Below are 21,524 nucleotides of genomic sequence, written 5' to 3' on the forward strand. Positions count from 1 at the left end.
GGATCGGTCTCGCTCTTCACCAGGCCGGCGGGCGTGAGGCCGCCACCGGCCGCCGTCTCCGTCCCGTCGGTGTAGGCATAGATGGTGGAGCGACCGCTGGGGAAATCCGTGGTGACCGGCGTCGTCTCCTTGGACTTCTCGCCGAACGTCGTGTAATCCCACTTGATGGCGTAGGTGTTGCTAGTGCTGCTCGTCGACCGCGCGTCCCGGTAGGCGGTCATCTGGTCATTGCGCGGGTCGAACTTGTCGGCAGCGTTGAGATAGTAAGCGGCGTAGGAGGTCTGGCAGTCCCCGGCCGATCGGCACTTGGTGATGCTGAGTTCGTTGCCACGCTCGTCGTGGGTGACCTGGGTGGTGTTGCCGTTGCGGTCGATGATCTTGCCGAGGAAGCCACCGGTGTCATACTCATAATTGGTGGTCTTGCCGAGCTGGTCCGTCTCGTTGGTGGTCCTCAGCACACGCAGCGCGTCGTGCACCGACTTCAGCGTGCCGTTGTGCGGGTCGGTGATGGTGACCGTGGCGTGCGGGTCGCCCTCGGGGTCCGCGCTGTACTGCAGCGCGCTGAGCTTCCAAAGGCCGCCGTTGGCGTCAGTGTGGGTCTGCAAGCGGCCACCGTCGGCGCCGTACAGGTTCTGCCCCCACACCCGCCCGGTCGACAGGGTGGACGTGATCATCTGCGGTGCTGCCGCGCCGGCCAGGTAGTGGGCCCGGACCTCCGACACCGGCAACGCCCGGCCGTAGATCGCGACCTCGTCGATGTCGCCCTTAAACGGGAACAACCGCGTGGAGGTGGTGGAGGACGGCCAGGTCGGCGAGGCGTACCCCGAGCCCAAGCGGGTGTCGAACTGGTCGCGGTGGTCGATAGCGCCGCTACGCGTGCCCACGGCCTGTCCGTCCAGGTACAGAGTCTGGGTGCTGCCATCGCCGCTCAGCGCCACATGGTGCCACTGACCGTTGTTCACCGTGCCGGTGGAGGCGATCGGGTTGGCGGATCCGTTCCAGAACTGGCCGCGCAGCTTCCCGTCGGCCCCCACGTAGACCACCGGCGTGAAGTTCGTCGGCGTGGACGACGTGTCGCTATGGCCTAACACGACTCCGGTGCCCGTGGTCTTGAACCAAGCCTCCACGGTGAGGTAAGCACCTCGGCCGCTGACCGCCGAATTCGGCAGCGACACATACGAGCTCGCGGCCGATGTGCCAGCGAACCGGACCGCGGTGTTGGTCGAGCCGCCCAGCGCCCCGGCCGCCCCCACCGCTGCGTCGTAGGTGCCACTGCTGAAGTACCCGTCTTCACTGCCCAGGTTCCAGCCGGCCGCATCGGCCAGCTTAGAATCGGCGGCCCCATTGGCCTCGCCCAGCCGCCAATAACTCTCCGGCACCGAGTTCAGTACGCTGCTGCTGTAGCGCGACGCATCGGCGTAGGCGTACGTGCTGCACGCGGTGGCCGACCCCGGGCCGCACACCTTGACCAGCTTGTGCGCCTCATAGGTGTAGAACCAGTCGAGCGGTGCCCCGTTCACCGGATCGGTGGACACGCCGCTTACATGACCACCATTCCAGGTGAAGTACAACGACCGGCCACCGGTGGAGGTGACCTTGGACAGCTTGCCGTCGGTGCCGTACACCAAATCCTGGGCCCGGCCCCGGTTATCGGTCACCTTGGTGACACGCCCCTGGGCGTCGAACAAGTACGAGGTGGACGACTTGTCCATCAACCGCCACCCGCCACCGGTCACCGTCGCTAGGGTCGCGTAGGTGCCCAGCGGCGAGGCATAGCTGCCGTCGCCCATCGCGCCGAACCTGGACTGCTGGCCGTCGGGATAGGTGACCAGTACGGTCTTGGTCTGCGGCTCGTCCACCAACCGCATATCCCATCGGGTGCTCCACCCCGCCCCGAACATCCCGTCGGTGCGCGGGTCCAGGCTGTTGTAGGTGCGCGTGGCCGCCAGCGGCGGGCCGACCGTGGCCACCGAGGCGTCGGTCACCGTGGAGGTGTAATTGCCCACCACATGGTTGAACTCCCGGCCACCGGTACCGCTGCCGAGCAGGGAATTGATCGACGGCTGCTCGGGCTGAGCGCTGAAGGACATCCACGGCGAGGTCACGGTCAGACCGTTGGAGGTGTCCTCCGCCACCACCGACCACCAGTAGGTCTTGCCCCACTGCAACTTACCCGCTGGCACCAGCCAGGTGCCGCCGTTGCTCCAGGAACCCGGGGTGCACTGTCCCGTCCCCGACGCCCCCGAACAGATTTGGAAGTAGTACGCCACCAGCCGTCCGGTGGCCGAGTAGGCGTACGCCTCCAGAGTCGGCGTCAACGAACCCACCAACCCGCCCTCGCGCGGCCAGAACCCAGCGAACACCGGCGGCTGCGGCGCCGGCTGCACATAACACCGGCCAAGGTCCTGCCACGCCGTCGTGCTCAATGGCGGCAAACCTTGTGGGTTACGCGTCGCCCGGAAGTCGTGTGACTCGGTCATGCCTTGGGCGGTGTTGAAGTAGGACACGGTGGCGCCGGTCGAATAGTGACTAATGGCGGACCATGCCGGGTAATAGCAACCAGCGGCGGCCGTGGCGGCCCCACCCGCGGAGCTAGGCGCGGCGGACGGCGAAGAGGCCGGGGCACTCCCATCCACCGAAGGCTTACGGGCCTCCTCGCGGGCAAGCTGATACGGGGATTTCGGAGGCTTCAGTCCTCCTGCCGCGGGTTCCTTGAGCGCCTTGTGTCGGCCTTCCAGCGGCAGCGCGCCCTTTGGCGGCTTGAAGTCCGTAACCGCTTTTCCGGATGATCCGAGCTTCGTCATGGTGGACTCGGTCGGCACCAGATGCGGTAATCCGGCGGCCGAACCGGTCTGCTGGACCGGAGTGTCCACATCGGCTGCGGATATCTCTACGGCCGCCTGCTCGGCGGTATTCGCCGACGCCTGCGGAGTCAGGCCATCAGGCACACCGACACCCGAAATGAACACCATCAAGGTGGACGAAAAAATCGTCGCAGCAAACAACGACCGACGCAGCACGGAACGACGCACCGACGCCCCTTCTGTAGGCACAAAGCCACCAGGGCGCCGTCGTCAGACGATTACCTGGACCCATCCGGACAAACTGGACTGATCTCTACGAACCACTTGGAACGTACGCAAAGAGTCCCTGTGGCACAATAGTGATCTACGTCACAGTGCAGTCCACTGCTGCTGGGCTACGCCTGCGCGGCCCGCGTGAGCGAGCTGGCCGCGCTCGACGTCACCGACCTCGCCGAGACCCCCGACGGCCTGCTGGTCACCGTCTATCAGCGCAAATCAAGAAGTTCACCGAGGTCGCCGTCCCGTACGGCCGCGTCCCGGCCACCTGCCCGGTGTGCGCGGTGCGCGACCTGCTGGCCGTCATGGAGCAGGCTGGCCGCACTGCCGGGCCGCTGCTGGTGCGCATCGACAAGCACGGCCGCATCGCCGCGCCGATGACCCGGGCCGGTGCCCGATCGGCGACGCGGAGGGCCGGATGACCGCCGAGGCCGTCGCCGACGGCGTGGCCCGCATCGCGGCGGCCGCTGAACTCGAGGGCCGCTGGACCGGCCACTCGCTGCGGCGCGGGTTCGCCACCGCCGCCCGCCGCGACGGCAAGAGGCTGGAGCGCATCGGCCGCCACGGCGGATGGGCCGACGGCTCCCGCGCCCTGCTCGGCTACCTGGAAGAGGGCGACCGCTGGACCGGCAACCCCGTCACCGGGCTGTAGCCGCTCGGTTGCCGTAGTACTCGCCGGGAATCAGGCGGATATCGCTGACCTGCGGTGAGCTTGTGTCAGGTCCTGGTCGGGAGCGCGGCGAACTCAGCGTGGGCCTGGTCGACGGCGTCAGGATAGGCCTGCGTCATGGCGTGGTCGGCGAGTGCGCGGTAGATGCTGGCCAGGCTCGGGTTCTTTCCTCCGCGCTTGCCGGTGGGGATGATCAGGTCGGAGCGGATGTCCTCGACGGACTCACCGCCTGCACGCCAGCGCAGCACGGTGTGCAGCATGTCCTCAGTGATGACCGGCGGCCGGCCGAACTTGAGGAGTGCATCCGCATGACCCACTCGGCCGAGTGGGTCATGCGGGTGGCCACCAACCGACAGGGAGCATGAGCAGATGAGTGACACCGAGGCGGCGCAGACCACCGTCGTGCCGTGGGAGACCGTCGCCGACGCCCAAGGCCGCCGCGCATGGACCGCCGGGCAGCTGCGCGCGGCGATCGCGCATCTGGCCGACGACGACCCGATCGTGGTCCACGTGGCCACCGACGAGGAAGGCGTGGCCGACGACCAGATCATCGTGGACGCCGGCCACGGTCAGATCCGTTGGAACAACGGCGACCGCATGGAGCGCGACCCGCTGTTCGCGCTGGAGTGCGCCTGGCACACCGCCGACGTTCTGCACGTCCGGCCCGCGCGGATCTCATCGTCGTGATGGCCGGCGCCAGGCCGAGCACCGTGGTCACAGTTGGTGCTCACCGGCCGAAGTCGTGGACCGGACTGGAGCCGATGGGTTACCGTGCCGTCAGCGGCTGACGCTCCAGCCCACCCCGAGTCGTTTCCGCCCACGCGGAAGGCGGCGCTGATGGGAGAAGTGTCGTGTGACAGCGAGCGGCATCCTCACCTCCTGTTCTCGGCGCGTCCGTTGTCGACGCGCGCTCTCGACCAGGCGGGGAACGAGCGTGGGCACCCCCGCGGACTGGGACGAGAACATGCCGCACAACCATCGTGACCTCGGCCGCGCCGTGCGCGAGCTCATGCAGCACCGGCCGGGCCAGACCTACACCGCCACCCGCGCCCAGCTGGAGGAGTGGATGGACGGCCGCGAGGAGACGCCGCTGGAAGCCGTGGCTGTCCTGGCCGACCCGGCCAACGAGATCCTGTGCGAGACGTGCGGGTGGACGGTCGGCATGATCTGCCCCGAGTGCTCCAAGGGGTGCGGTTGCGAAATCAGTTGCAGCGGGTGGCGGCATCAGGACTGGGGACCCGAACTCGACCCTGAGGAGGAGGACGAGAGGAACACCTGCGAGGAGTGTGGCGGCGACTTCAGGATGATGGGCTACGACATCGGGTGCATTTGTGGCTGGCCTCGTCCCAGATCCCTTGGAGCTCGTCGCCCGCGGGTTGGCGGTGTTCCCGAGAGCTCCTGGCGGGCGCCTACCCGACCGGCGCGACTGGCAGCAGTACGCCCTGCATACGGCTGACCAGGTCCGACAGCAGTGGCGGCCCGGGGACAACATTGGCGTCGGCTGCTGGACCAACCAGATCGTCGGCCTGGACCTCGACGTGCACGACGACGTCGAGGGCCGCAGGGTCCTCGCCGAGCTGTGCGTCACCCGGGGCTGGCCCTGGCCCGACACCCTCACCGTTGCCACACCGTCCGGCTGTCGGTTTCCGAAGTCGCGTGCACGGATGCGCGAAGTGGACTGCACGCCTGCGGGCGTGGGGGTGCTGCTGGCCACGGGCTACCGGCCCGGCGTGGAATACCTGGCTGCCTTGGACGGCACGCTGGACGGCGAGGGGATGCCGCGCCACCGCGGCGGGGGTCCCTGGCCCACCCCGGGCTGGGGTTCGTCGGCCTGGATTGGCAGCGCTCGTTCGCCTCGGCCACGCTGCGTGGCGTGGGCGCTGACGCCGCCTACGTCCTGGACCGACCAGGCCGTGAGGACGGCATCACCCCCAATACCGGCCTGGATCCGGGCGGGCAAGCTCGCCATGACCACCATCCTGCGATCTCGCGTCCGCCTCGACTATCGGGTGAACGAAACAGCGAGTTCGTTCCGCTGCCGGAGTGGGCCGATGTTCTGGACCGTGCACTTGCCGGCCGCTGGTCAGTGACGCCCGAGGCCGGGACAGATCCCACACCTCGGGACACACCCGTTAGCGGTCGTTTCACTGACGGACTCGACCTCTGCTGGACGAGACCCGGCCGGCCCGAGTGTTACGGCGTGGAGAACAGACCGGCCCCCGGAGGCGAGGAGCCGCCGGGGCTGACGCCGTTCGTGACCCGCAGGAACTCCAGCTTTTCCGCATCGACGGAACCCGCGGCCGCCGTGTAGACGACGAGCCGGATGTCGCAGCCGGGGACGGTGAGCACGTCGCAGTCGCACGTCACCTCGCCAACCTGGGGGTGCACGATGGTCTTGCGAGCCGAGACGTGCAGACCGACCGCACCCTCGTCCCACAGCCGGGCGAACTCCGCACTGGTGGAGCGCAGTTCCGCGACCAGGTCGATCAGCCCACGGTCGCGGGGGTAGTCGACGAGAGCCGTGCGCAGATCGGCGACGAGGGTGGGCTTCAGGGTGTCGCCCTCCTGGAGCACGGGCCAGGCCGCGAGCCCGCTGGGCCCTGCGGCGAAGACCGCCCGCACCAGGTTCCGCTCGACGTGCGTCCGTGCGCTGGGGTCGCCCAGCAGCACTGCCCAAGCGGGAGTCCAGGACAGCAAGGTCCAGTCGGCACTGAACACGCCCACGGGGAACTCCCCGAGGCGAGCCAGCATCCGTTGGACCCCCGCTGGAACATGCGTGGAGATCGTCCCCTCCTGTGGCGGGAGGAGGCCGGCCAGCCGGTAGGCGTAATCGCGCTCCACGGGTTCCAGTTGCAGTGCCCTGGCCAGGCTCGCCACGACCTGCGCCGAAGGGCTCGTGGCGCGCCCCTGCTCCAGCCGCACCACATAGTCGACTGACAGCCCTGCGAGCTCGGCCAGTTCCTCGCGTCTCAACCCCACCGCACGTCGTCCGGGCCGCGAAGTCCGGCCGACGTCGATGGGAGAAAGCCGGTCGCGCCAGCGGCGCAATGCCGTGCCAAGGGTCTCGTCCACTCGACCAGTATGTCCACTGGGCAGCCGTTTTGCCTGGTACTGGCCGTCCTACCCCCGCGGAGGGCACTGGTTGTCCTCTCGCCGCTGGCCGAGAGTGAAACACATGACAACAACGTTCATCACAGGAGCCAACAGATCCCTCGGGTACGAAACCGCCCGCCGATTGATCGAGGCCGGCCACACCGTCCTCATCGGCGCTCGCGATCCAGAGCGCGGCCAGGCAGCCGCCGAGGCACTCGGTGCCCGTTTCGTCCAGATCGACGTGACGGACGACGCGTCGGTGGCCGCGGCCGCCGCCAACGTCGGGGCTCGCGAGGGAGTCATCGACGTCCTCATCAATAACGCAGGTATCTTCGGAACACACAACCCGGCCGACCAGATCACGGCCGCTGACGCCAGCGCGGTGTTCGAGGTCAATGTCGTGGGGATCGTCCGAGTGACGCACGCGTTCCTGCCTCTGCTGCGCAAGTCCGCGAACCCGGTCATCGTCAATGTGTCGAGCGGCATGGGGTCGTTCGCGGCAACCCACGACGCCGAGCGCGTCGAGTCGAGGCCCGTCGCGCCGCTCTACACATCCTCGAAAGCTGCCGTGACCATGCTGACCACGCAGTACGCGAAGGCCTGGACGGACCTGAAAGTGAACGCGGCCGACCCGGGCTATACCGCGACCGACTTCAACGGGCACAGCGGCCCGCAGACAGTGACCGAGGGGACCGACGCGATCGTCGAACTCGCCACCATCGGGGCGGACGGACCGACCGGAACCTTCCGTGACCGTCACGGTGAGATGGCCTGGTGATCCACCTCTGCATTCGGGGCGTGCCCGGCACGGAGGAGGGAGACCCCGGCAGCCCCGAGTCTCTCGCGGCATACTCGGCGATCCGCCCAGACCACACTGACTGGCCGGTCGACCCCGTCGACCGCCAGAGGCCTTCCACCGCAGGGCCGCGCGAGCACATTCGCGCGATGAACGTGAAGGAGACACCATGTCCGATCTCGAGTAAAACGCTCGATTACCAGAGAAGAACACCGCGGGCGCGACGGCGGCGAGTCCCGTTCCGGCATGTAGCTCGTCGTGGGCGAAGACCGCGCTCCAGCTCTGGTGGGCGTTCTCGGTGGCGAGCGAGTGAGCGAGCGCGGCTGAGGAGATAAGCGCTATGGCTACCCGCCCGGCCAGACCTTGCATAGGCGGTATGACGAATCGCAGAGCACTTGAAGATGATGAACGGGCCAAGCGGCGGTTGCAGTCGGCAGCTGACCGCAGCGCAGATCCTTCCTTGGTGAGATTCGCACGGCGGGTTCAGTCGCGGAGAGACCGCGCAGTCCATCAAGAGCGTCAGCGGCGAGGTGGCTCCCCCAGATGACCGTGGTGATGGCATTGGCGGACCGTTGGCGGTGGACTGCGGCTCATCACGACGCCTTTACGATGTAGATTCACAATGGCTATAGCCACCGGTTTCAACCCGAGCCGTCAGCGTGTACTGGCGCTGACGGCAACGGGCAATGCAGTACATCGCTTAGATGTTTGGCACGCTGGGCGACCTCATCGTCTCGGCGAAGTCGTTCGACCACGCGAGAGCAGTCCTAAGCGGGGCAACGGTCGGGGATACGCCTCGTTCGGTGGCCTCTCCTCTCGGTTCCACATACTGAACCTTTTTCATCCTCTGGCGGCATGTGCGACGCGGTGGTTTTGAAGGACGGCGGTGGCCTTGCACGGGTGGCCGGCCTTGGCGGGGCTGCAGCGTAGTTTCCGGAGGATTTTCCAGCTCTTCAGCTGGGCGTTGGCGCGTTCGCCGGGTCCGCGGAGCTTGGCGTGGGAGCGGTTGGCTTGTTTCTGTGACGTGGGCTTGTTCTTGCCCTTGTACGGCGTGATGATCGGGCCCTCGGCTCCCTGATACGCCTTGTCGGCCAGGGTGATGATTCCGGCCCGCTCCAGCGCACGCGGGATGCCCCAGATGCGGGCGGCGCTCAGATCATGCGCCGTGCCCGGCAGGGCTCTGGAGGTCCACGGGATCGTCCCGTCCGGTGAGGCGATGACCTGGACGTTCATTCCATGCACGCGGTGCTTGCCGGAGAAGCGCGGCCGGTCGGCCCGGACCTGGTCAGTGTGGATCGGCGTGGCCGTCCAGCGCCAGGTAGTGCATCCCGTCCCGCTTGGCCTTGCGGCAACGCTTGGCCGAGCTTGGGTGAAGCGCGCCGACAGCACCGCCCCCGTCTGCTGCGCATGGCGTCACGCGGTCGTCGTGGACACTGCGAACCCCGCGCCGAGTTCGACGAACGTCTCGCTCTTGCGCAGGTAGACCAGTACCAGCAGGGCCTGTTGTCCGGGGTTGAGCCGCCGCCAGGGCGACCCGATCGCCTTGCGGTGCCGGCGGATCAGGCCGGCGACGTAGTTCAGCGTTGAACGCGACACATCGACGGCAGCACGATAGAACAGCATCCGAAACCCCTGGTTGTGACGGTGATGGTTGTGGTGATCAACCCGTCTACCAGGGGTTTTTCTATGTCGTTAGGCGAACACCGGTCTTGCGATCATGCTGTGTCCAGCAGTCCGCTGTCAGGGGATGAAAAAGACTCAGTGCCCCGTCCCACCGGCGAAGACAACCGCGATCACCTCACAGCCGACCGGCTCGCGTGCCCGTCGTTACGCTGACGTTCCAACCTGAAGCCCTTCGGCGGAGTTATTTCTCTACATGGACCGCTACGAGGGGTTCCACGAGTTCGTGCACGCTCGCCAGCAATCGCTGATGCGGACGGCGTACCTGCTCACCGGGAACCCCCACCTCGCCGAGGACCTGTTGCAGACAGTCCTCACCCGCCTCGCCTCCCACTGGACCAAGCTCGCCAAAGGCGGCAACCCCGAGGCCTACGCCCGCAAGGCCCTGGTGAACCAGAGCATCTCCTGGCGCCGGCGCAAGCACGTCGAGCTCCTCGAAGCCGAAGCGCCGGAACTCGCCGAGTCCCGGCAACCGCACGACGAGGCGACCGTGCGCCGCCTGGCCCTGCTGCACACGCTGGCCCAGCTCACTCCGAAGCAGCGGGCGGTGATCGTGCTGCGCTTCTACGAGGACCGCTCCGAGCACGAGACCGCGCAGCTCATGGGCGTCTCGATCGGCACCGTCAAGAGCCAGACGCACTACGCGCTGTCGAAACTGCGCGCGATCACCCCTCAGGAGGTGTACCGGTGAACACACTACGTGAGGACCTGCACGCGCTGGCCGAGCAGGCGCCCGCCGTCGACCTGGCGGCCCGGGCGGTGCGGGGGGGGCGCAGGAGGCGCACGACCCGCCTGATCATGGCGTCCGCCGCCGTGACCTGCCTGATCGCGGGCGGTGGCGCCACGCTGCTCCCGCAGATGCACCTTGCCCCCTCGGTGGTGCTTACCCCGCCGGAGACGACGGTGCTCCCGCTGCCCGCCAAGGGGGTCGGGCCGGTCGAGCAGGCGTACAGGCAGAGCTGCCCGATGACCGGAGATCCGTGCGCCAGGCGCGCCTGGCGGATCGTGACCGGCGGGGGCGACACCTACGAGCTGGCCGAGGCGTTCGAGAAGGGGCCGCTGGAGGTCACGGCGGACGGCCGCAGGATCGCCTACTACAGCTCGGAACATCGCGCGATCGTGGTGCGCGACCTGGCGAGCGGCAGGACGTGGAAGGCGCCGCTGAAGCAGCCCGCAGAGGACTTCGCGGTTGAGTACGCCCTGCGGCTGTCTCCCGGCGGGCTGCGGTTCGTCGTGTCGGGGTGGGGCGGGCGGCGAAAGCCGAACAAGCTGGTGGACGTGCAGCGGGGGACGGTGACCGACCTCAAGCGCGGGTGGTGGCCGGTGAGCGTGTCGGACGGGTCTGGACCCGTCGTGCTCGCCAAGCCGTACGACATGACCAGCCAAGTGTGGGTGCTCGGCCATGACCCGATCACCATCCGGGACTTCACGTACGACTACAGCGCTCTCGCGTCTGACGGGCGGACGCTCGCCCGGCTGGGGCAGACCGTCGATCGGGACCGGCAGCCGATGGTGCGGCGGGACGGCTCAATCGTCGTTTTCGACGCGGTAAGCGGCGGCCGGGAAACCCGCATCCCGATATCCGGCATCTCAAAAGGGCTCTACCCCTTACGGCTCGGTGGCTGGCTGAACACCACGGAGGTGACCACGCTGGCCGCACCGGAATCACCGGACAGGCCATCGGTGGTTTACGCGGTGGACATACGGACGGGCAAAAGCAGGGAACTGTTCACGCTCCGCGAGGACGGGGTGAAGGTGGTACCGGGCCTGGTGCGCTGACCGCGTAGTCGGCCCTCTACCAAGGAGCCTTTTCCATCCTGCCCTGCACAGGCTCTAGAACAGCGACGGAGCAACTCCCTCGGGTGCCATCTGAGCGCCGCATGGCCCGCATCCCTGCAGGCCATGCAGCCTCGGTCATCCGCTCAGCGCCTGTTGACCTGCGACAACAAGTTGAAAAAGGTTCACTGGATCATCCCTCGTTGAGGTCCAGTTCTAGCGGCACGTCGGTTGTCGTCAGATCGGTTCGTGGGCGCAGGTACCGGACCGGGTGGCGCCATCTGCCGTGCTCGGCGGCGACGTCGACCTCGATCTCCACTGCCAGGTCGGGACGGACGCGAATGTAGTCGACGGCTTCGTGCCTGCCGTACAGGCCCACCCACCCGGACGGCAGCCGGTCCGGCCATGGTGTGCGGCGAAGGTCGAGTAGTCCAGGCCGGTCATCAGGCTGATGGAGCGGACACCGAACGCCGTGGTGGTGCAGCAGTCCATCCGCGCGGCCGCTCCGAAAGCACGGAGAATCATCCGGAGCACTGGAGCACGCCGGCCCCACGCGGCCCGCCGTTCGGGGTCGTGTTCGGCCACCCAGACGGCGTTGCGCCAGATGAGGATCTGCTGCCACTGATCCAGAAGCGGCCCGCTGTCGGGAGCTTCCGGGACTCCCCACAAGTTAGATGTCTGGCCGTCCCCTCCCCGGGGGGCCGTGGAAGAAATCTGGCTGGTGTGGGAGTTGCGCGCAGATCTCCACCGGTTGACGGAGGTCACTGCGTCGGCCCAGTCCGAGTAGAGGAGCCGCACGCGCGGCACCCCACAGCCAATTGACTGCCCGACTAGGCAGTGGCGCGGCAGCAAGCTCGTCGACTACAGCCGCCAAGCGCGGCACGTGTCAGCGCTTGTACAAGCTCAGGGACAACTTGCTGGCTGAGCGGATCAGCTTGATCGATCCAATCCTCTGTTTCGGATAAGCAGTAAATACCATTAGATGCTTTCCGAATTGTCGGGGCCGAGATGCGGCTCTTGCGGCCACAATCTCCGTTTTCCTCTCCGTGAGCTGCATGAAAGCCACTACTTTCCTGTTGCGTCGTAGTGTCGCGCGTTGCCGCTCACCATGCATATGTTGCGAATCGGTAACGGCACGGAGCGGGGTTCGCGTCTTGGTCTCTACGATCAGCGCCTCATTGACCCCACGAGTCAACGCCCGTCACCTGGTTGCGCGGCCCGGTGGCACATTCGCTGAGGAAGAGGCAGTCATGCAGCGCAGTACCGACATCGGCAACGCCACCATCGCCGACGTGAACCTGGCCTATCTGGAGCTGTACGTACCCGACACCACCGCCGCGACGGAGTACTTCGCGCAGTCCTTCGGCTTCGCCCGCTTTGGGGTATGCGAGTCGGCTTCCCACCGCACGGTCGGCCTCGCCCAAGGGGCCATCACCCTGCTGCTGACCGAACCGAAGGTCTTCGACCACCCGGGCAGCCGATACGTAACCGAACACGGAGCCGGGGTCGCCGACATCGCGATGCGCACCGGCAACGCCCGCGCCGCCTACCAGGCTGCCATCGCCGCCGGCGCACAGTCCATCGCCGAACCGATCGAGACCACCGACGGGTGGGTGCGCGCCACGGTCACCGGACTCGGCGACCTGGCCCACACCTTCGTGCAGCCGCGGACCAGCGCGGCCGCCGCCACCCGAGCACCGGGGCTCACCCCGGTGGGCGACATCCACCTCGCGCCGCTGCCCCGGCTGTATCAGGTGGACCATCTGGCCATCTGCCTGCCCACCGGGCAACTGGGCCCGGTGAGCGAGTTCTACTGCCAGGGCCTGGGGTTCCGGCAGATCTTCGACGAGCAGGTCACCCTCGAAGGCCGGCCGGCGATGGACTCGGTGGTGGTGCAGAGCCTGTCGGGTTCGGTGACCTTGACGCTGATCGAGCCCAGCGCGCACGCCACCCGCCCCGGGCAGATCGATGAGTTCCTGGCCGAGCACCGCGGCCCCGGCGTCCAGCACATCGCTTTCACCACCGACGACATCGTCACCACCGTCTCAGCGCTGACCAACCGGGGAGTGGCTTTCCTGCCAACCCCGGCCGCCTACTACAACCAGCTGCCGCAACGCCTGCTGCCCTCCCACCACAGCATCGCGAACCTCGCCAAGGTCGGCGTCCTGGCCGACGAAGACCACCACGGGCAGCTGTACCAGATCTTCACCCGAAGCATCCACCCGCGCCGCACCCTGTTCTTCGAGCTGATCGAACGCTTCGGCGCGACGACCTTCGGCGCAGGCAACATCGAGGCCTTGTACGCGGCCGTCGCGCACGCCTCGCGCGCCGAACGCCAGCTCGCCTAGGCCGGCGGCGATGACCACCACAGACACCGGCACCCCCGCAGCGACGCCCTCCCCGCCGCAAACGCCGCTGACCGTCGACGACATCGCGCAATGGGCCGCCACCGAGCTCGAGCCCGAAGTGTGGGACTTTGTCTGCGGTGGCGCCGGCGACGAGTCGACCCTCCAGCTCAACCGCACCGACCTGGCCAATATCCGGCTGGTGCCGCGAGTACTGCGCGATGTGGCGCACCCCAGCACCCACACCACCCTGCTGGGCACCCCGGCCGCGATGCCGGTCGCGGTCGCCCCGATGGCCTACCAGCGGCTGATCCACCCCCACGGGGAGCTCGCCGTCGCCCGGGCCTGCAAACGCGCTGGCATCCCGTTCACCGTCAGCGCCCTGACCAGCACACCGATCGACCAGCTCGCAGCCACCGGCGCCACCTTATGGGCGCAGCTGTACTGGTTCACCGACCGGGCCCGGGTAGGTGAGCTGCTCACCCAGGCCGAGCAGGCGGGATGCCGCGCGGTGGTGCTGAGCGTCGACATGCCGCGCATGGGCAGACGGCTGCGTGACATCCGCAACGATTTCACCCTGCCCGCAGGGCTGGCGTCCGGCGCCGATGCGGCCGGGCTGGCCGCGGCCGGTACCCGGCCGGGATCGTCCATCGCCCGCCACACCGACACGATCATGGACGCCCAGCTGAACTGGGATGACATCGAGTGGCTGAGCCGGCAGACCGTCCTGCCCGTGGTGCTCAAAGGGATCCTGGACGCCCGCGACGCCGCGCTGGCCGCCGAGTTCGGCGTCGATGCGATCGTGGTGTCCAACCACGGCGGCCGCCAGTTCGACGGCGCCCCCTCCACCATCGGCGCACTACCGGCAGTGCTCGACGCCGTCGCCGACCGCTGCCCAGTGCTGATCGACAGCGGCTTTCGCAGCGGCCTGGACATCCTGCGCGCGATGGCTCTGGGCGCCGGCGGGGTGCTGCTCGGACGCCCGATCCTGTACGGCCTGGTCGGCGGAGAACGCGGCGTCGAGCTCACCTTGTCGGTCTTGCGAGAGGAACTGCTCGACGCCATGACCCACACCGGGTGCGCCGACCTGCGCGCGGCCGCTGACCTGGCCAGCGTCATCAGCGAAGGGCTACTGCCCGCGCCTGCCGCCCTGACATGAGCGCGCATCCCTGACGCCGACACTCCGACGCACACCCGCCGTGCTCGGCGCGCACCTACCCCGAAGGAGGCTGAGATGAAAGCCCTCACCGTGACACTGGCCGCCACCTGCCTGGCACTGGCATCGGCCGCGCCAAGCTCGCCCGCCACTACCGGCCAGGACCAGGCCGCCATCGAGACGGCCACTGCCAGACCCGCCGACGCGGCGCTGGCGGCCGGGCCACCCGGCCAGCGGGCCTGCTGGTATGAGCCCGGCCCAGACGCTGCGGCCATGCTCACCCGGCAGCGCCACACGAGGGCCTGGTACATCCACACCAGCCCGAGCGGAACCTGGGACCAGCACCTGCGGCAGTTCACCGACAAGATCGGCAAGAAGGGGCGATGGTGGACCCCTGCCTACAACACCGCAGATCCTCAAGGACTGTCCTGCTGGACCGCACTGTCGGGCGCCGTATGGGCCCCGGCCGGCACCACGCCGCCTGGCGGTCGGCCATGAACCGCACCCGCGACATCGGCAAAGGCCGCATGAGCAGATGGAGCACCAACGCCGTCACCAAAGTGGTTGCCGTTGCGGTGACCGCCGCCCTCACCGGCTGCCTCGCAGCCAACCAGCCCGCCGTGCCGCGCGTCTCGGCCACCACCCAGGTCACGGTTTCAGCCGCGGCTGCGTCCCCGGCGCCGCCGACCGCCGCCAGCGTCGAGGCGAGCTTTGCCACCGCCGCCACCGTAGGGCTCCCCGGCGCGCGCAGCACCACCATCCCAGCCCGGGGCACCTCCGGCGAAATCTTGATCTGCGCTCCGCTCACCCCGCTGCACGGCGTCGCCAGGGTACAAGTGCCCAGGCGGTACGCCACCGCCGGCCGCGAGCTCATCGTGCCCGGCACCGGAGTATTCACCCAGCAAGGCTGGATCCTGCCCGACACCGCACACGCCACCACCCTGATGAGGCGCATCACCACCCGACTGAACCGGTGCCGCTACTCCGGCACAGCCGACGACCCGGTCACTCCGGCAAAGAAGATCCGCGCCACCTCCACCACCGCCGCCTACGCCACCGACAGCGCCGGCTGGCGCGGACATACCATCGGCCAAGCCGTCTGGGTCGCCAACAAACGCACCTCGGTCAACGTCCGCGTGCTGGTCCAACGCGGACCGGTCCTGCTGGCCCTGGAATCCATCGACTACACCACCGGCAAAACCGAACAAGCGCTGATCGAATCCAACTTTGGCCGGATCGTCGCGGTGCTCACCGACACCAGGTAAGCGGACGTGCCGGCCCCGGGCAGGCAACCCCTTTTCGCCAGGCGCACACACCGGCCGGACAAAGACTCCGACTCCACGATGCTCATCGCGCTGCTCCGGTCAGGACGGCTCAGCGCCTGGGACCGGGGCGCCGCCCTGGAGGAGTGAGGCCGACAGCTGGTGGCCGGGCCGCGGGACCGGGCGCGCTCGTCGGGCCGGGGGCGCCGGTGGAGCGTTGATGGGCCGCCAGCATGCGGGCACCGGGCAGGGGATGGGCCGCCTGCACGTAAGGCAGGACGGCCGCGAGCTCGGCTGCCAAATGTGGCCGGCCGATCCGCTGCCAGGCGGCGATCACCTCGGCCAGAGCAGTCACGGCGTGCAGCAGCACGCTCCAGGCAGCGCTCTGCGGTGCCTGACGGATGACCAAGACCGCGCTGCGCATGTCCTTGTGAGCTAGGGCGTCGCTTCTCGGCCGCCCGGGCGGGATCTGAGCGGCCTTGGCGAGCAGGTCGGCCAGTTCGGTCACCGGCCCGGCCGTGGGTTCCATGCGGACCGCCAGCGCGGCCGCAACCGCTGCGGTATCCCTGGTGGTCCTCGACCTGGTCGCGGCGTCATGGTGCGGTGGGGTCGCGAGCTGGACGGCGATCTGCTCGATGCGCTCCGCGGCCGTGACCCACGCCCCTGTCCATGCCTTCGGACCGGGGGTTTGCAGGCCAGCGGCGGCGACCGCCGGGCGGCACCACTGGGCCAGTGCCGCGGCTTGCGTCGCCGGAGTGGGGCAGGGCCAGTGCTCGCGCAGCCGGGGCAAGGTCAGGTCGGCGGCCAGGCGACCGCCGGCACCGTACCAGGCCACCATCTGGTGCTCGTCGACCACTGCGACGCTGTAACCGGTCACCGCCGTACGGTCCAAGCTGTAGCGGGCCCGGACCTCCAGCCCCGATCCGCGGGCCAGGCGGACGAACTCTGCTTCGCTCGCGGCCACCAGGGCGCAGGCGCGGACGATACGCGCGGCGCGGTGGCGGTGCAGCTGCAGACCGGCCTTGAGGCGCTGGTGCTCGGCCTTGGAGTAGCCCGGCATCCCGCGCCCGGCACGGCCCTCCACACGACCCAGCCCGTAGCGGTTCTCCATCTCGGCACACAACCGGCTCATCGTGCGCCGGTCGTTCCACGTCGACGCCAGCGTGCTGTCTTCGGCCACCAGGTTGACCATCAGGTGCACGTGGTCGTTCCCGCCGGTCGACAAGCCATGGTGAACGGCCAGCCACCGGCACGGCGCCCGCCCGGCCGCGGTGTCGGCGTCGAAGCGCAGGCGGGTGATGGCGGTGCGGGCGATGTGCGCCCACTGCTCATCGCTCAGCCGTCCGGCCTCCTCGGGCGGCAGGCTGAGCGCGCAGTGCCACACCCACCCGCAGGCCGGGTACTCCTGCAGCAGCACGCGGTGGGAGTCCATGTCCCGGCCGAGCGCGTAGATCTGCTCGGCCTCATCGAGGTGGTCCAGGCGGACGCCGTCAGCGCAGCCCAGGACCGGGTCGGCTGCGATGATCCGCTGGTCGGTGTGCTCTCGGTTGCTGCCCGGGCCGAACAGGTACTGCACCAGGCCGACCGGGTGCCGGCCGCGGGCGGGGGAGATGAAGTTGTTCACCCAGCGGCGCCTTCCACCTCGACATCGACAAGATCCTCACAGTCGGTGACCGGGTCGCCGGTGGCGCGGCCGCGTTCGGGACGCAGGCCGTGCGGCAGGCCCAGGTGTCCGTAGGCGGCGGTGAGCTCGTCCAAGCGGGACACGACGCCATCGATGGCATGCATCGTCGCCTCCAACGCCGGCGGAGGTCCGCCCGTCGCGGTGGCGACGGCGGCCAGGTGGTTGAGGTTGTCGCCGATCGCGGCGAGCAGTCGCCGGACCGCCAGCAGTTCGGCGGCCGCGGCGCGTCGCTCGTTCGCCGTGCCCGCCTCGTCGGCGAGCGCGGCCTCGGCCAGAAACCGGGGCACGCTCACCCCGGCCTCCTGGGCCCGGGCGGCGATGATGTTCTGCTCGGCGTCCGAGAGCCGCACCATGTGCTTGTGCGGCCGACCGCCCGGTTGGCGTCGCTGTCGCCGTACCGTACGGTCTCTGCCAGCGACAGCGGCGTTCTGGCCTGCATACCCCTCGCTGCTCACCTTGACGGCCTCCATCGCGACCACAGCATCCGCCCCGGGCGGTGGGGCAGTTCCCTTCGAAGGTAGAAGGGGAGATCAATCGAATGGAAGGCCCTCAGCGCGATCAGACAGCGGATCATATATCTTGCTGAAGCAGAAACCGGCGGCTCACCGCCTCGATCCCGGAGCGTCCATAAACAGTAGCCGCCACAGGGTGCAGCTCGCGCACTCCCAACGTCGGGCGGGTCAGCAGCGTCTCGACGTCGGCGCGCGCCAGGGCGTGGGTACGGTCAGCGGCGCGCCGCGGCGGATGCGGCCCAGCGGATCGCCACGCGCCATACCCTGTCGCCTGCCAGGGCGGCAGGCTCACAGTACGTCTCGCGGTGGGGTGCTAGCCCAGCAACCCCGATGCCGTTGACCTTCTTAGCACCCAGTTCGCTGGAACGCCGCAATTTCGGCGTCACCGGCCGACAACCGAGCGTGCTCGCGGAGCGTCTCTTGGTTGCCCCATCTGTCGCAAGAGGAGTCGCCTTGCGCATCCGCTCTGTCGTATATGTCGCCATCCTGGCCGGTGGCAATTTCCTGTTCGGTTTTTCGGCTCACGCCGCCGTCCCCGACAGGCAGCAGGGCGCGGTCGTCACCGACATCGTGGAGTACCGGTGCACCACCATCGGCACCGCAGAGTCCCAGGACATCCAGGTCAAGGTCGAGCTGACCATGCCGGCCGGCGCCAAGACGGGTGAGCAGACGACCATCGGCTGGCGCGGGACCTACATCGGCACCGGGCTGAGGGCACCCACCGAGGGGCTTCCCACCGGCACCAACCTGTACGCCTACGGATCCATCAGCGGGATGCCCGGCCTGGCCTCTGCCACCGGTGTGGGCCGGCTCGGCACGGTACTCCCGGGCCAGATCATTCCGCTGCCCACGGCTGAGGTCGGCCTGAAAACGACCCCGTCCAACGCTGGCACGGCGACGGTGAGACCGGCCGCCATCAATATCGGCCCCAGGCCCACCGAACGGTCGATCGACTGTGCGGTCCAGAACGGGGCCGAGCTGACCACCTACACCCTCACCATCGCGGCCGGCGGGCAGACCACCGGTAGTCCCGCCCCTGCGACGACGAGCCCGAAGCCGACCCGCACCGTCACCGAGACGGTGACCGACCCTCCAACGGGCGGGAACCACAAGGTGACAAAGACCCCGCTAGGAGCGGCGGAGACCGGAGGCGGCGGTCAGGCGGGACCCGATGGGCGAGTGTTCGTCGTGACCGGTTTCCTGCTCACTCTCGCCGCCGCCACCGGCCTGCTGCTCCGCCGCCGCACCATCCCTCACCGATAACCAAGGCCCGGCATGTACGGCGCCAATCTGGCTACAGCTCCGCGAACCACACGGTGATGGACTGGCCCCCTTCGGGCCGTGCGCCGGGCGGTGAGAGTGGTGTGGTGGGCTCGCGCGACGGCATCGAAAGCGGCAGACGGCCGGGCGCGGGTTTCGTTGACGACGCTGTGGGCAGCCCGCGCGTGTTCGGCCGCGCTACCTTCCGCGCTTACCTCGGCCATCTGGTCGCCGAGGCATCTGGGGTGGTAGTGCTCATCCCTCGGCGCTGGTGGGGCAGTGTGGTCAAGCCGGGAGGCTGGCCACCGATGGGCTACCGGTGGTCACACGCGCGGCCCCGGCCTGTCTGGGTTCTTTCAACATGAGCTCGGCGTCGCAGCTCGGTGAGCGGCAGGGGGATGGTCTTGCCGCTGCGTCTTATCTTCAGGATGGCTACGTCGCCGAGTTGGAGCCGCAGCTGCTGTTCGCCCCGTTCGGCCTCGGCGTACCGCTCGGGGAAGGTGCGCAGGTGGTGAAGCCATTGCCGTTGGCCGGCGCGCACACAGCTGCCGCCGCAGTTGTTGTGGGTGTAGCCCAGGGCATAGAGCCGGGGCGGTTCGATGCCAGCGGCGCGGGCCTGGTTGAGCATGTCGTCTTTGGTCAGGTACGGCGGCTCGCACATGGGAAATCGTGTGGTCCACGGCGCCCAGCCGCGCTCGATGCCGGCGACGCGGCGGTCTTCGGACCAGTCGATGCCGATGTAGACGACCGTGTCGCGGGGGTCGGCGTGAGCTTTCAACCAGTCTCGGCAGGGCTTTTGCTTCAGCCAGTAGGAGCAGGGCGCGATCAAGGAATTTCCGAGGAATCCCTGATCATGGAATACCTCGAAGGGTGTGCGCCCATCGCACACGACGGTGAGGTCCATGCCGAGCTGGGCGCAGGCGTCGGCGTTGAACCGGTACAGGTCGTGATCTTCGACCAGGGTGTCAGCGAACAGCAAGACCATTTTCCCGGTTCCGTGTTCCGCGGCGACGCGCTGGGCTGCGGCCCAGCTGCCGATGCCGCCGGACATCTGCACCACGTGCAGTGTCATGGCCGATGTAGTTCGTGTGCCCGTAACCGCTCGGCCACGCGCGCGAGCGCGGGCGCGAACGGGCACTCATCTGCAGCGATCGTCTCAGCGCGCACTTCCTTCCCGGACCGCTCTCGGCGCAGGCTGTAGATCGTCCCATCGACGCTCACCGCGGTTAGCACACGTTGGTGGACCTCGCCGGTATCGTGGGGGTCGCTGGCATCGTGGACTTCGGCCCACTCCCGCATAAGGCCGACCGCGACAAGCTCGGACTCGGTCAGGTGATGGGCGATCGTCTCGGAGTGGTCGGCAAGCAGGTCCAGGTCATGGTCGAGATCACCCGTCGCGCCGGGGGCCTGCGCCACCCCTGCGACCCACACCGTCCACTCCCACGGACCAAGATGCTGGACCAGGCGGCACGGCAGCGTCGTTTCGTGACGCTCGCTGGAGTGGATGATCATGAAAAGGCGGCTGGTGTCACATCCCCAGCCGACGCTGCGGTGATGCTGGTCCTCGACTTGGACCAGCAGATGCCTCAGGTCCCCGTGCTGCCTCATACGCACGCTCCCAACTCGAACGCGGTCTGGCATTCGGCGGCGACCTGGCCGGCCAGGTACAGCGGCCGCAGGCCCTGCAGCAGGATCGCCGGCTCGACGAGCTCGGGATCATCGACGACGCGGCGGGAGGTCACCGTGCCATGCGCGGCCTGGTAGAGCAGCCGGTCGCTTGAGGTCATGTGATCGAACCCGGCCCGGACGGCGGCGTTGAGCACCGGCACAATCTGCTGGGCCTGATGGCGGGTGAGTTTCCATCGGATGGTTCGTGGGGGCGCGTCCGGGAGGGTGATGCAGCCGCTGACCTCCAGGGCGATGTATCGGTCCTGGATCAGGTAGCGGGGCAGTGTGACCGCGTCCCGGTCTCGCCAGGTGGCGATCTGGACGTCTCCCTCCATTCGGTGAATCTGCTGACCGACCTGATAGTCGCGGCCGGAGTTCTGCTCGAGGACGGTGAGGACGAGGTCGCGGCGGGTGCGGCCCGGGCGGAGCGTTTCGATCCCGGTAATCTCCGTTTTGATGGTGCGGCGGGAGTGTTTCGGGTCGGGGTAGAAGGCGAGGAAGTCGCCGACCTGGAGGTCGTTGATCGTCATGGGGCTTCTCCG

22 protein-coding genes and 1 pseudogene are annotated in these 21,524 nt (G+C 68.4%); 13 read left to right on the forward strand and 10 right to left on the reverse strand.

Annotation, left to right across the window (positions count from 1 at the left end; translation table 11 throughout):
- Positions 1 to 3,032: LamG-like jellyroll fold domain-containing protein (locus ABD810_RS30080; RefSeq protein ID WP_344948051.1), on the reverse strand; the 3,032-nt coding region annotated here is incomplete at its 3' end.
- A gap of 332 nt (positions 3,033 to 3,364) precedes the next feature.
- On the opposite strand from ABD810_RS30080, the gene ABD810_RS30085 reads away from it, so the two are divergent.
- Entirely contained in the window at positions 3,365 to 3,502 is a 138-nt protein-coding gene (locus tag ABD810_RS30085) for a hypothetical protein (protein ID WP_344948053.1), read from the forward strand.
- A complete protein-coding gene (locus ABD810_RS30090) occupies positions 3,499 to 3,732 on the forward strand; it encodes a site-specific integrase (protein WP_344948057.1) in 234 nt (77 codons plus the stop codon). The genes ABD810_RS30085 and ABD810_RS30090 overlap by 4 nt, the downstream gene beginning before the upstream one ends.
- Positions 3,733 to 3,797: 65 nt before the next feature.
- Here ABD810_RS30090 and ABD810_RS30095 read toward each other — a convergent pair whose 3' ends face one another.
- Complete coding sequence (locus ABD810_RS30095) at positions 3,798 to 4,010, reverse strand: hypothetical protein (RefSeq protein ID WP_344948060.1); 213 nt, start codon at positions 4,008 to 4,010, stop codon at positions 3,798 to 3,800.
- A gap of 109 nt (positions 4,011 to 4,119) precedes the next feature.
- On the opposite strand from ABD810_RS30095, the gene ABD810_RS30100 reads away from it, so the two are divergent.
- The 3 genes from ABD810_RS30100 to ABD810_RS30110 all read left to right on the forward strand — a co-directional run bounded on the left by ABD810_RS30100 (position 4,120) and on the right by ABD810_RS30110 (position 5,840).
- Positions 4,120 to 4,437 carry a DUF6225 family protein gene (locus ABD810_RS30100; RefSeq protein WP_344948063.1) on the forward strand — a complete coding sequence of 106 codons (318 nt, stop codon included), beginning with the start codon at positions 4,120 to 4,122 and terminating at the stop codon, positions 4,435 to 4,437.
- A 247-nt stretch (positions 4,438 to 4,684) separates the two neighbouring features.
- Positions 4,685 to 5,206, forward strand: a complete 522-nt coding sequence (locus ABD810_RS30105; protein WP_344948065.1) for a hypothetical protein — start codon at positions 4,685 to 4,687, stop codon at positions 5,204 to 5,206.
- Positions 5,133 to 5,840, forward strand: coding sequence for a bifunctional DNA primase/polymerase (locus tag ABD810_RS30110; protein ID WP_344948067.1), 708 nt, complete (start codon positions 5,133 to 5,135; stop codon positions 5,838 to 5,840). The genes ABD810_RS30105 and ABD810_RS30110 overlap by 74 nt, the downstream gene beginning before the upstream one ends.
- Positions 5,841 to 5,943: 103 nt before the next feature.
- On the opposite strand, the gene ABD810_RS30115 is transcribed toward ABD810_RS30110, so the two are convergent.
- Positions 5,944 to 6,822 (reverse strand): helix-turn-helix transcriptional regulator, encoded by an 879-nt coding sequence (locus ABD810_RS30115; protein WP_344948069.1) that lies wholly within the window; start codon positions 6,820 to 6,822, stop codon positions 5,944 to 5,946.
- Between the two features lie 103 nt (positions 6,823 to 6,925).
- Between ABD810_RS30115 and ABD810_RS30120 the strand changes: the two genes are divergently transcribed.
- Positions 6,926 to 7,621 carry an SDR family NAD(P)-dependent oxidoreductase gene (locus ABD810_RS30120; protein ID WP_344948359.1) on the forward strand — a complete coding sequence of 232 codons (696 nt, stop codon included), beginning with the start codon at positions 6,926 to 6,928 and terminating at the stop codon, positions 7,619 to 7,621.
- Between the two features lie 858 nt (positions 7,622 to 8,479).
- On the opposite strand, the pseudogene ABD810_RS30125 reads toward ABD810_RS30120, so the two are convergent.
- Positions 8,480 to 9,262: pseudogene (locus tag ABD810_RS30125) on the reverse strand (transposase family protein).
- 253 nt (positions 9,263 to 9,515) lie between these two features.
- On the opposite strand from ABD810_RS30125, the gene ABD810_RS30130 reads away from it, so the two are divergent.
- Positions 9,516 to 10,010, forward strand: coding sequence for a SigE family RNA polymerase sigma factor (locus tag ABD810_RS30130; RefSeq protein ID WP_344948071.1), 495 nt, complete (start codon positions 9,516 to 9,518; stop codon positions 10,008 to 10,010).
- Positions 10,007 to 11,098, forward strand: coding sequence for a hypothetical protein (locus ABD810_RS30135; RefSeq protein WP_344948074.1), 1,092 nt, complete (start codon positions 10,007 to 10,009; stop codon positions 11,096 to 11,098). Before ABD810_RS30130 ends, ABD810_RS30135 begins: the two co-directional genes overlap by 4 nt.
- Before the next feature lie 190 nt (positions 11,099 to 11,288).
- Here the strand turns inward: ABD810_RS30135 and ABD810_RS30140 are convergent, their stop codons facing one another.
- Entirely contained in the window at positions 11,289 to 11,474 is a 186-nt protein-coding gene (locus ABD810_RS30140) for a hypothetical protein (protein WP_344948077.1), read from the reverse strand.
- Positions 11,475 to 12,345: 871 nt separating this feature from the next.
- On the opposite strand from ABD810_RS30140, the gene hppD reads away from it, so the two are divergent.
- The 4 genes from hppD (at position 12,346) to ABD810_RS30160 (ending at position 15,861) form a co-directional block, all read left to right on the forward strand.
- Positions 12,346 to 13,443: a 4-hydroxyphenylpyruvate dioxygenase gene (gene hppD, locus ABD810_RS30145; protein ID WP_344948080.1), complete on the forward strand. Its 1,098-nt coding sequence runs from the start codon at positions 12,346 to 12,348 to the stop codon at positions 13,441 to 13,443.
- A 10-nt stretch (positions 13,444 to 13,453) separates the two neighbouring features.
- Complete coding sequence (locus ABD810_RS30150; RefSeq protein WP_344948083.1) at positions 13,454 to 14,599, forward strand: alpha-hydroxy acid oxidase; 1,146 nt, start codon at positions 13,454 to 13,456, stop codon at positions 14,597 to 14,599.
- Between the two features lie 75 nt (positions 14,600 to 14,674).
- Positions 14,675 to 15,094: a hypothetical protein gene (locus ABD810_RS30155; RefSeq protein WP_344948086.1), complete on the forward strand. Its 420-nt coding sequence runs from the start codon at positions 14,675 to 14,677 to the stop codon at positions 15,092 to 15,094.
- Entirely contained in the window at positions 15,091 to 15,861 is a 771-nt protein-coding gene (locus ABD810_RS30160) for a hypothetical protein (RefSeq protein WP_344948089.1), read from the forward strand. The genes ABD810_RS30155 and ABD810_RS30160 overlap by 4 nt, the downstream gene beginning before the upstream one ends.
- A gap of 109 nt (positions 15,862 to 15,970) precedes the next feature.
- Here ABD810_RS30160 and ABD810_RS30165 read toward each other — a convergent pair whose 3' ends face one another.
- Both ABD810_RS30165 and ABD810_RS30170 read right to left on the reverse strand, forming a co-directional pair.
- Positions 15,971 to 17,482 (reverse strand): relaxase/mobilization nuclease domain-containing protein, encoded by a 1,512-nt coding sequence (locus tag ABD810_RS30165; protein WP_344948092.1) that lies wholly within the window; start codon positions 17,480 to 17,482, stop codon positions 15,971 to 15,973.
- Positions 17,479 to 18,012: a plasmid mobilization protein gene (locus ABD810_RS30170; RefSeq protein ID WP_425566976.1), complete on the reverse strand. Its 534-nt coding sequence runs from the start codon at positions 18,010 to 18,012 to the stop codon at positions 17,479 to 17,481. The genes ABD810_RS30165 and ABD810_RS30170 overlap by 4 nt, the downstream gene beginning before the upstream one ends.
- Before the next feature lie 495 nt (positions 18,013 to 18,507).
- On the opposite strand from ABD810_RS30170, the gene ABD810_RS30175 reads away from it, so the two are divergent.
- Positions 18,508 to 19,317, forward strand: coding sequence for a hypothetical protein (locus ABD810_RS30175; protein WP_344948098.1), 810 nt, complete (start codon positions 18,508 to 18,510; stop codon positions 19,315 to 19,317).
- Between the two features lie 310 nt (positions 19,318 to 19,627).
- Here ABD810_RS30175 and ABD810_RS30180 read toward each other — a convergent pair whose 3' ends face one another.
- Genes ABD810_RS30180 through ABD810_RS30190 form a run of 3 tightly spaced genes read right to left on the reverse strand, consistent with a single transcriptional unit; the run spans position 19,628 to position 21,512 of the window.
- Positions 19,628 to 20,386: a hypothetical protein gene (locus ABD810_RS30180; protein WP_344948101.1), complete on the reverse strand. Its 759-nt coding sequence runs from the start codon at positions 20,384 to 20,386 to the stop codon at positions 19,628 to 19,630.
- Entirely contained in the window at positions 20,383 to 20,922 is a 540-nt protein-coding gene (locus ABD810_RS30185; RefSeq protein WP_344948104.1) for a hypothetical protein, read from the reverse strand. The genes ABD810_RS30180 and ABD810_RS30185 overlap by 4 nt, the downstream gene beginning before the upstream one ends.
- Complete coding sequence (locus ABD810_RS30190) at positions 20,919 to 21,512, reverse strand: hypothetical protein (protein ID WP_344948107.1); 594 nt, start codon at positions 21,510 to 21,512, stop codon at positions 20,919 to 20,921. Before ABD810_RS30190 ends, ABD810_RS30185 begins: the two co-directional genes overlap by 4 nt.
- Positions 21,513 to 21,524: the final 12 nt, after the last annotated feature.

Origin of the sequence: Sphaerisporangium flaviroseum, assembly GCF_039537005.1 — a bacterium.
GTDB classification, from domain to species: Bacteria; Actinomycetota; Actinomycetes; order Streptosporangiales; family Streptosporangiaceae; genus Sphaerisporangium; species Sphaerisporangium flaviroseum.

What these genes read in the sequence shown, in the direction of transcription:
- ABD810_RS30090 (WP_344948057.1), top strand. Translation starts at nt 3,499, where the DNA reads ATGACCGCCGAGGCCGTCGCCGACGGCGTGGCCCGCATCGCGGCGGCC.
- ABD810_RS30095 (WP_344948060.1), bottom strand. Translation starts at nt 4,010, where the DNA reads ATGCTGCACACCGTGCTGCGCTGGCGTGCAGGCGGTGAGTCCGTCGAG.
- ABD810_RS30100 (WP_344948063.1), top strand. Translation starts at nt 4,120, where the DNA reads ATGAGTGACACCGAGGCGGCGCAGACCACCGTCGTGCCGTGGGAGACC.
- ABD810_RS30120 (WP_344948359.1), top strand. Translation starts at nt 6,926, where the DNA reads ATGACAACAACGTTCATCACAGGAGCCAACAGATCCCTCGGGTACGAA.
- ABD810_RS30130 (WP_344948071.1), top strand. Translation starts at nt 9,516, where the DNA reads ATGGACCGCTACGAGGGGTTCCACGAGTTCGTGCACGCTCGCCAGCAA.
- hppD (WP_344948080.1), top strand. Translation starts at nt 12,346, where the DNA reads ATGCAGCGCAGTACCGACATCGGCAACGCCACCATCGCCGACGTGAAC.
- ABD810_RS30150 (WP_344948083.1), top strand. Translation starts at nt 13,454, where the DNA reads ATGACCACCACAGACACCGGCACCCCCGCAGCGACGCCCTCCCCGCCG.
- ABD810_RS30155 (WP_344948086.1), top strand. Translation starts at nt 14,675, where the DNA reads ATGAAAGCCCTCACCGTGACACTGGCCGCCACCTGCCTGGCACTGGCA.
- ABD810_RS30160 (WP_344948089.1), top strand. Translation starts at nt 15,091, where the DNA reads ATGAACCGCACCCGCGACATCGGCAAAGGCCGCATGAGCAGATGGAGC.
- ABD810_RS30170 (WP_425566976.1), bottom strand. Translation starts at nt 18,012, where the DNA reads ATGGAGGCCGTCAAGGTGAGCAGCGAGGGGTATGCAGGCCAGAACGCC.
- ABD810_RS30180 (WP_344948101.1), bottom strand. Translation starts at nt 20,386, where the DNA reads ATGACACTGCACGTGGTGCAGATGTCCGGCGGCATCGGCAGCTGGGCC.
- ABD810_RS30185 (WP_344948104.1), bottom strand. Translation starts at nt 20,922, where the DNA reads ATGAGGCAGCACGGGGACCTGAGGCATCTGCTGGTCCAAGTCGAGGAC.
- ABD810_RS30190 (WP_344948107.1), bottom strand. Translation starts at nt 21,512, where the DNA reads ATGACGATCAACGACCTCCAGGTCGGCGACTTCCTCGCCTTCTACCCC.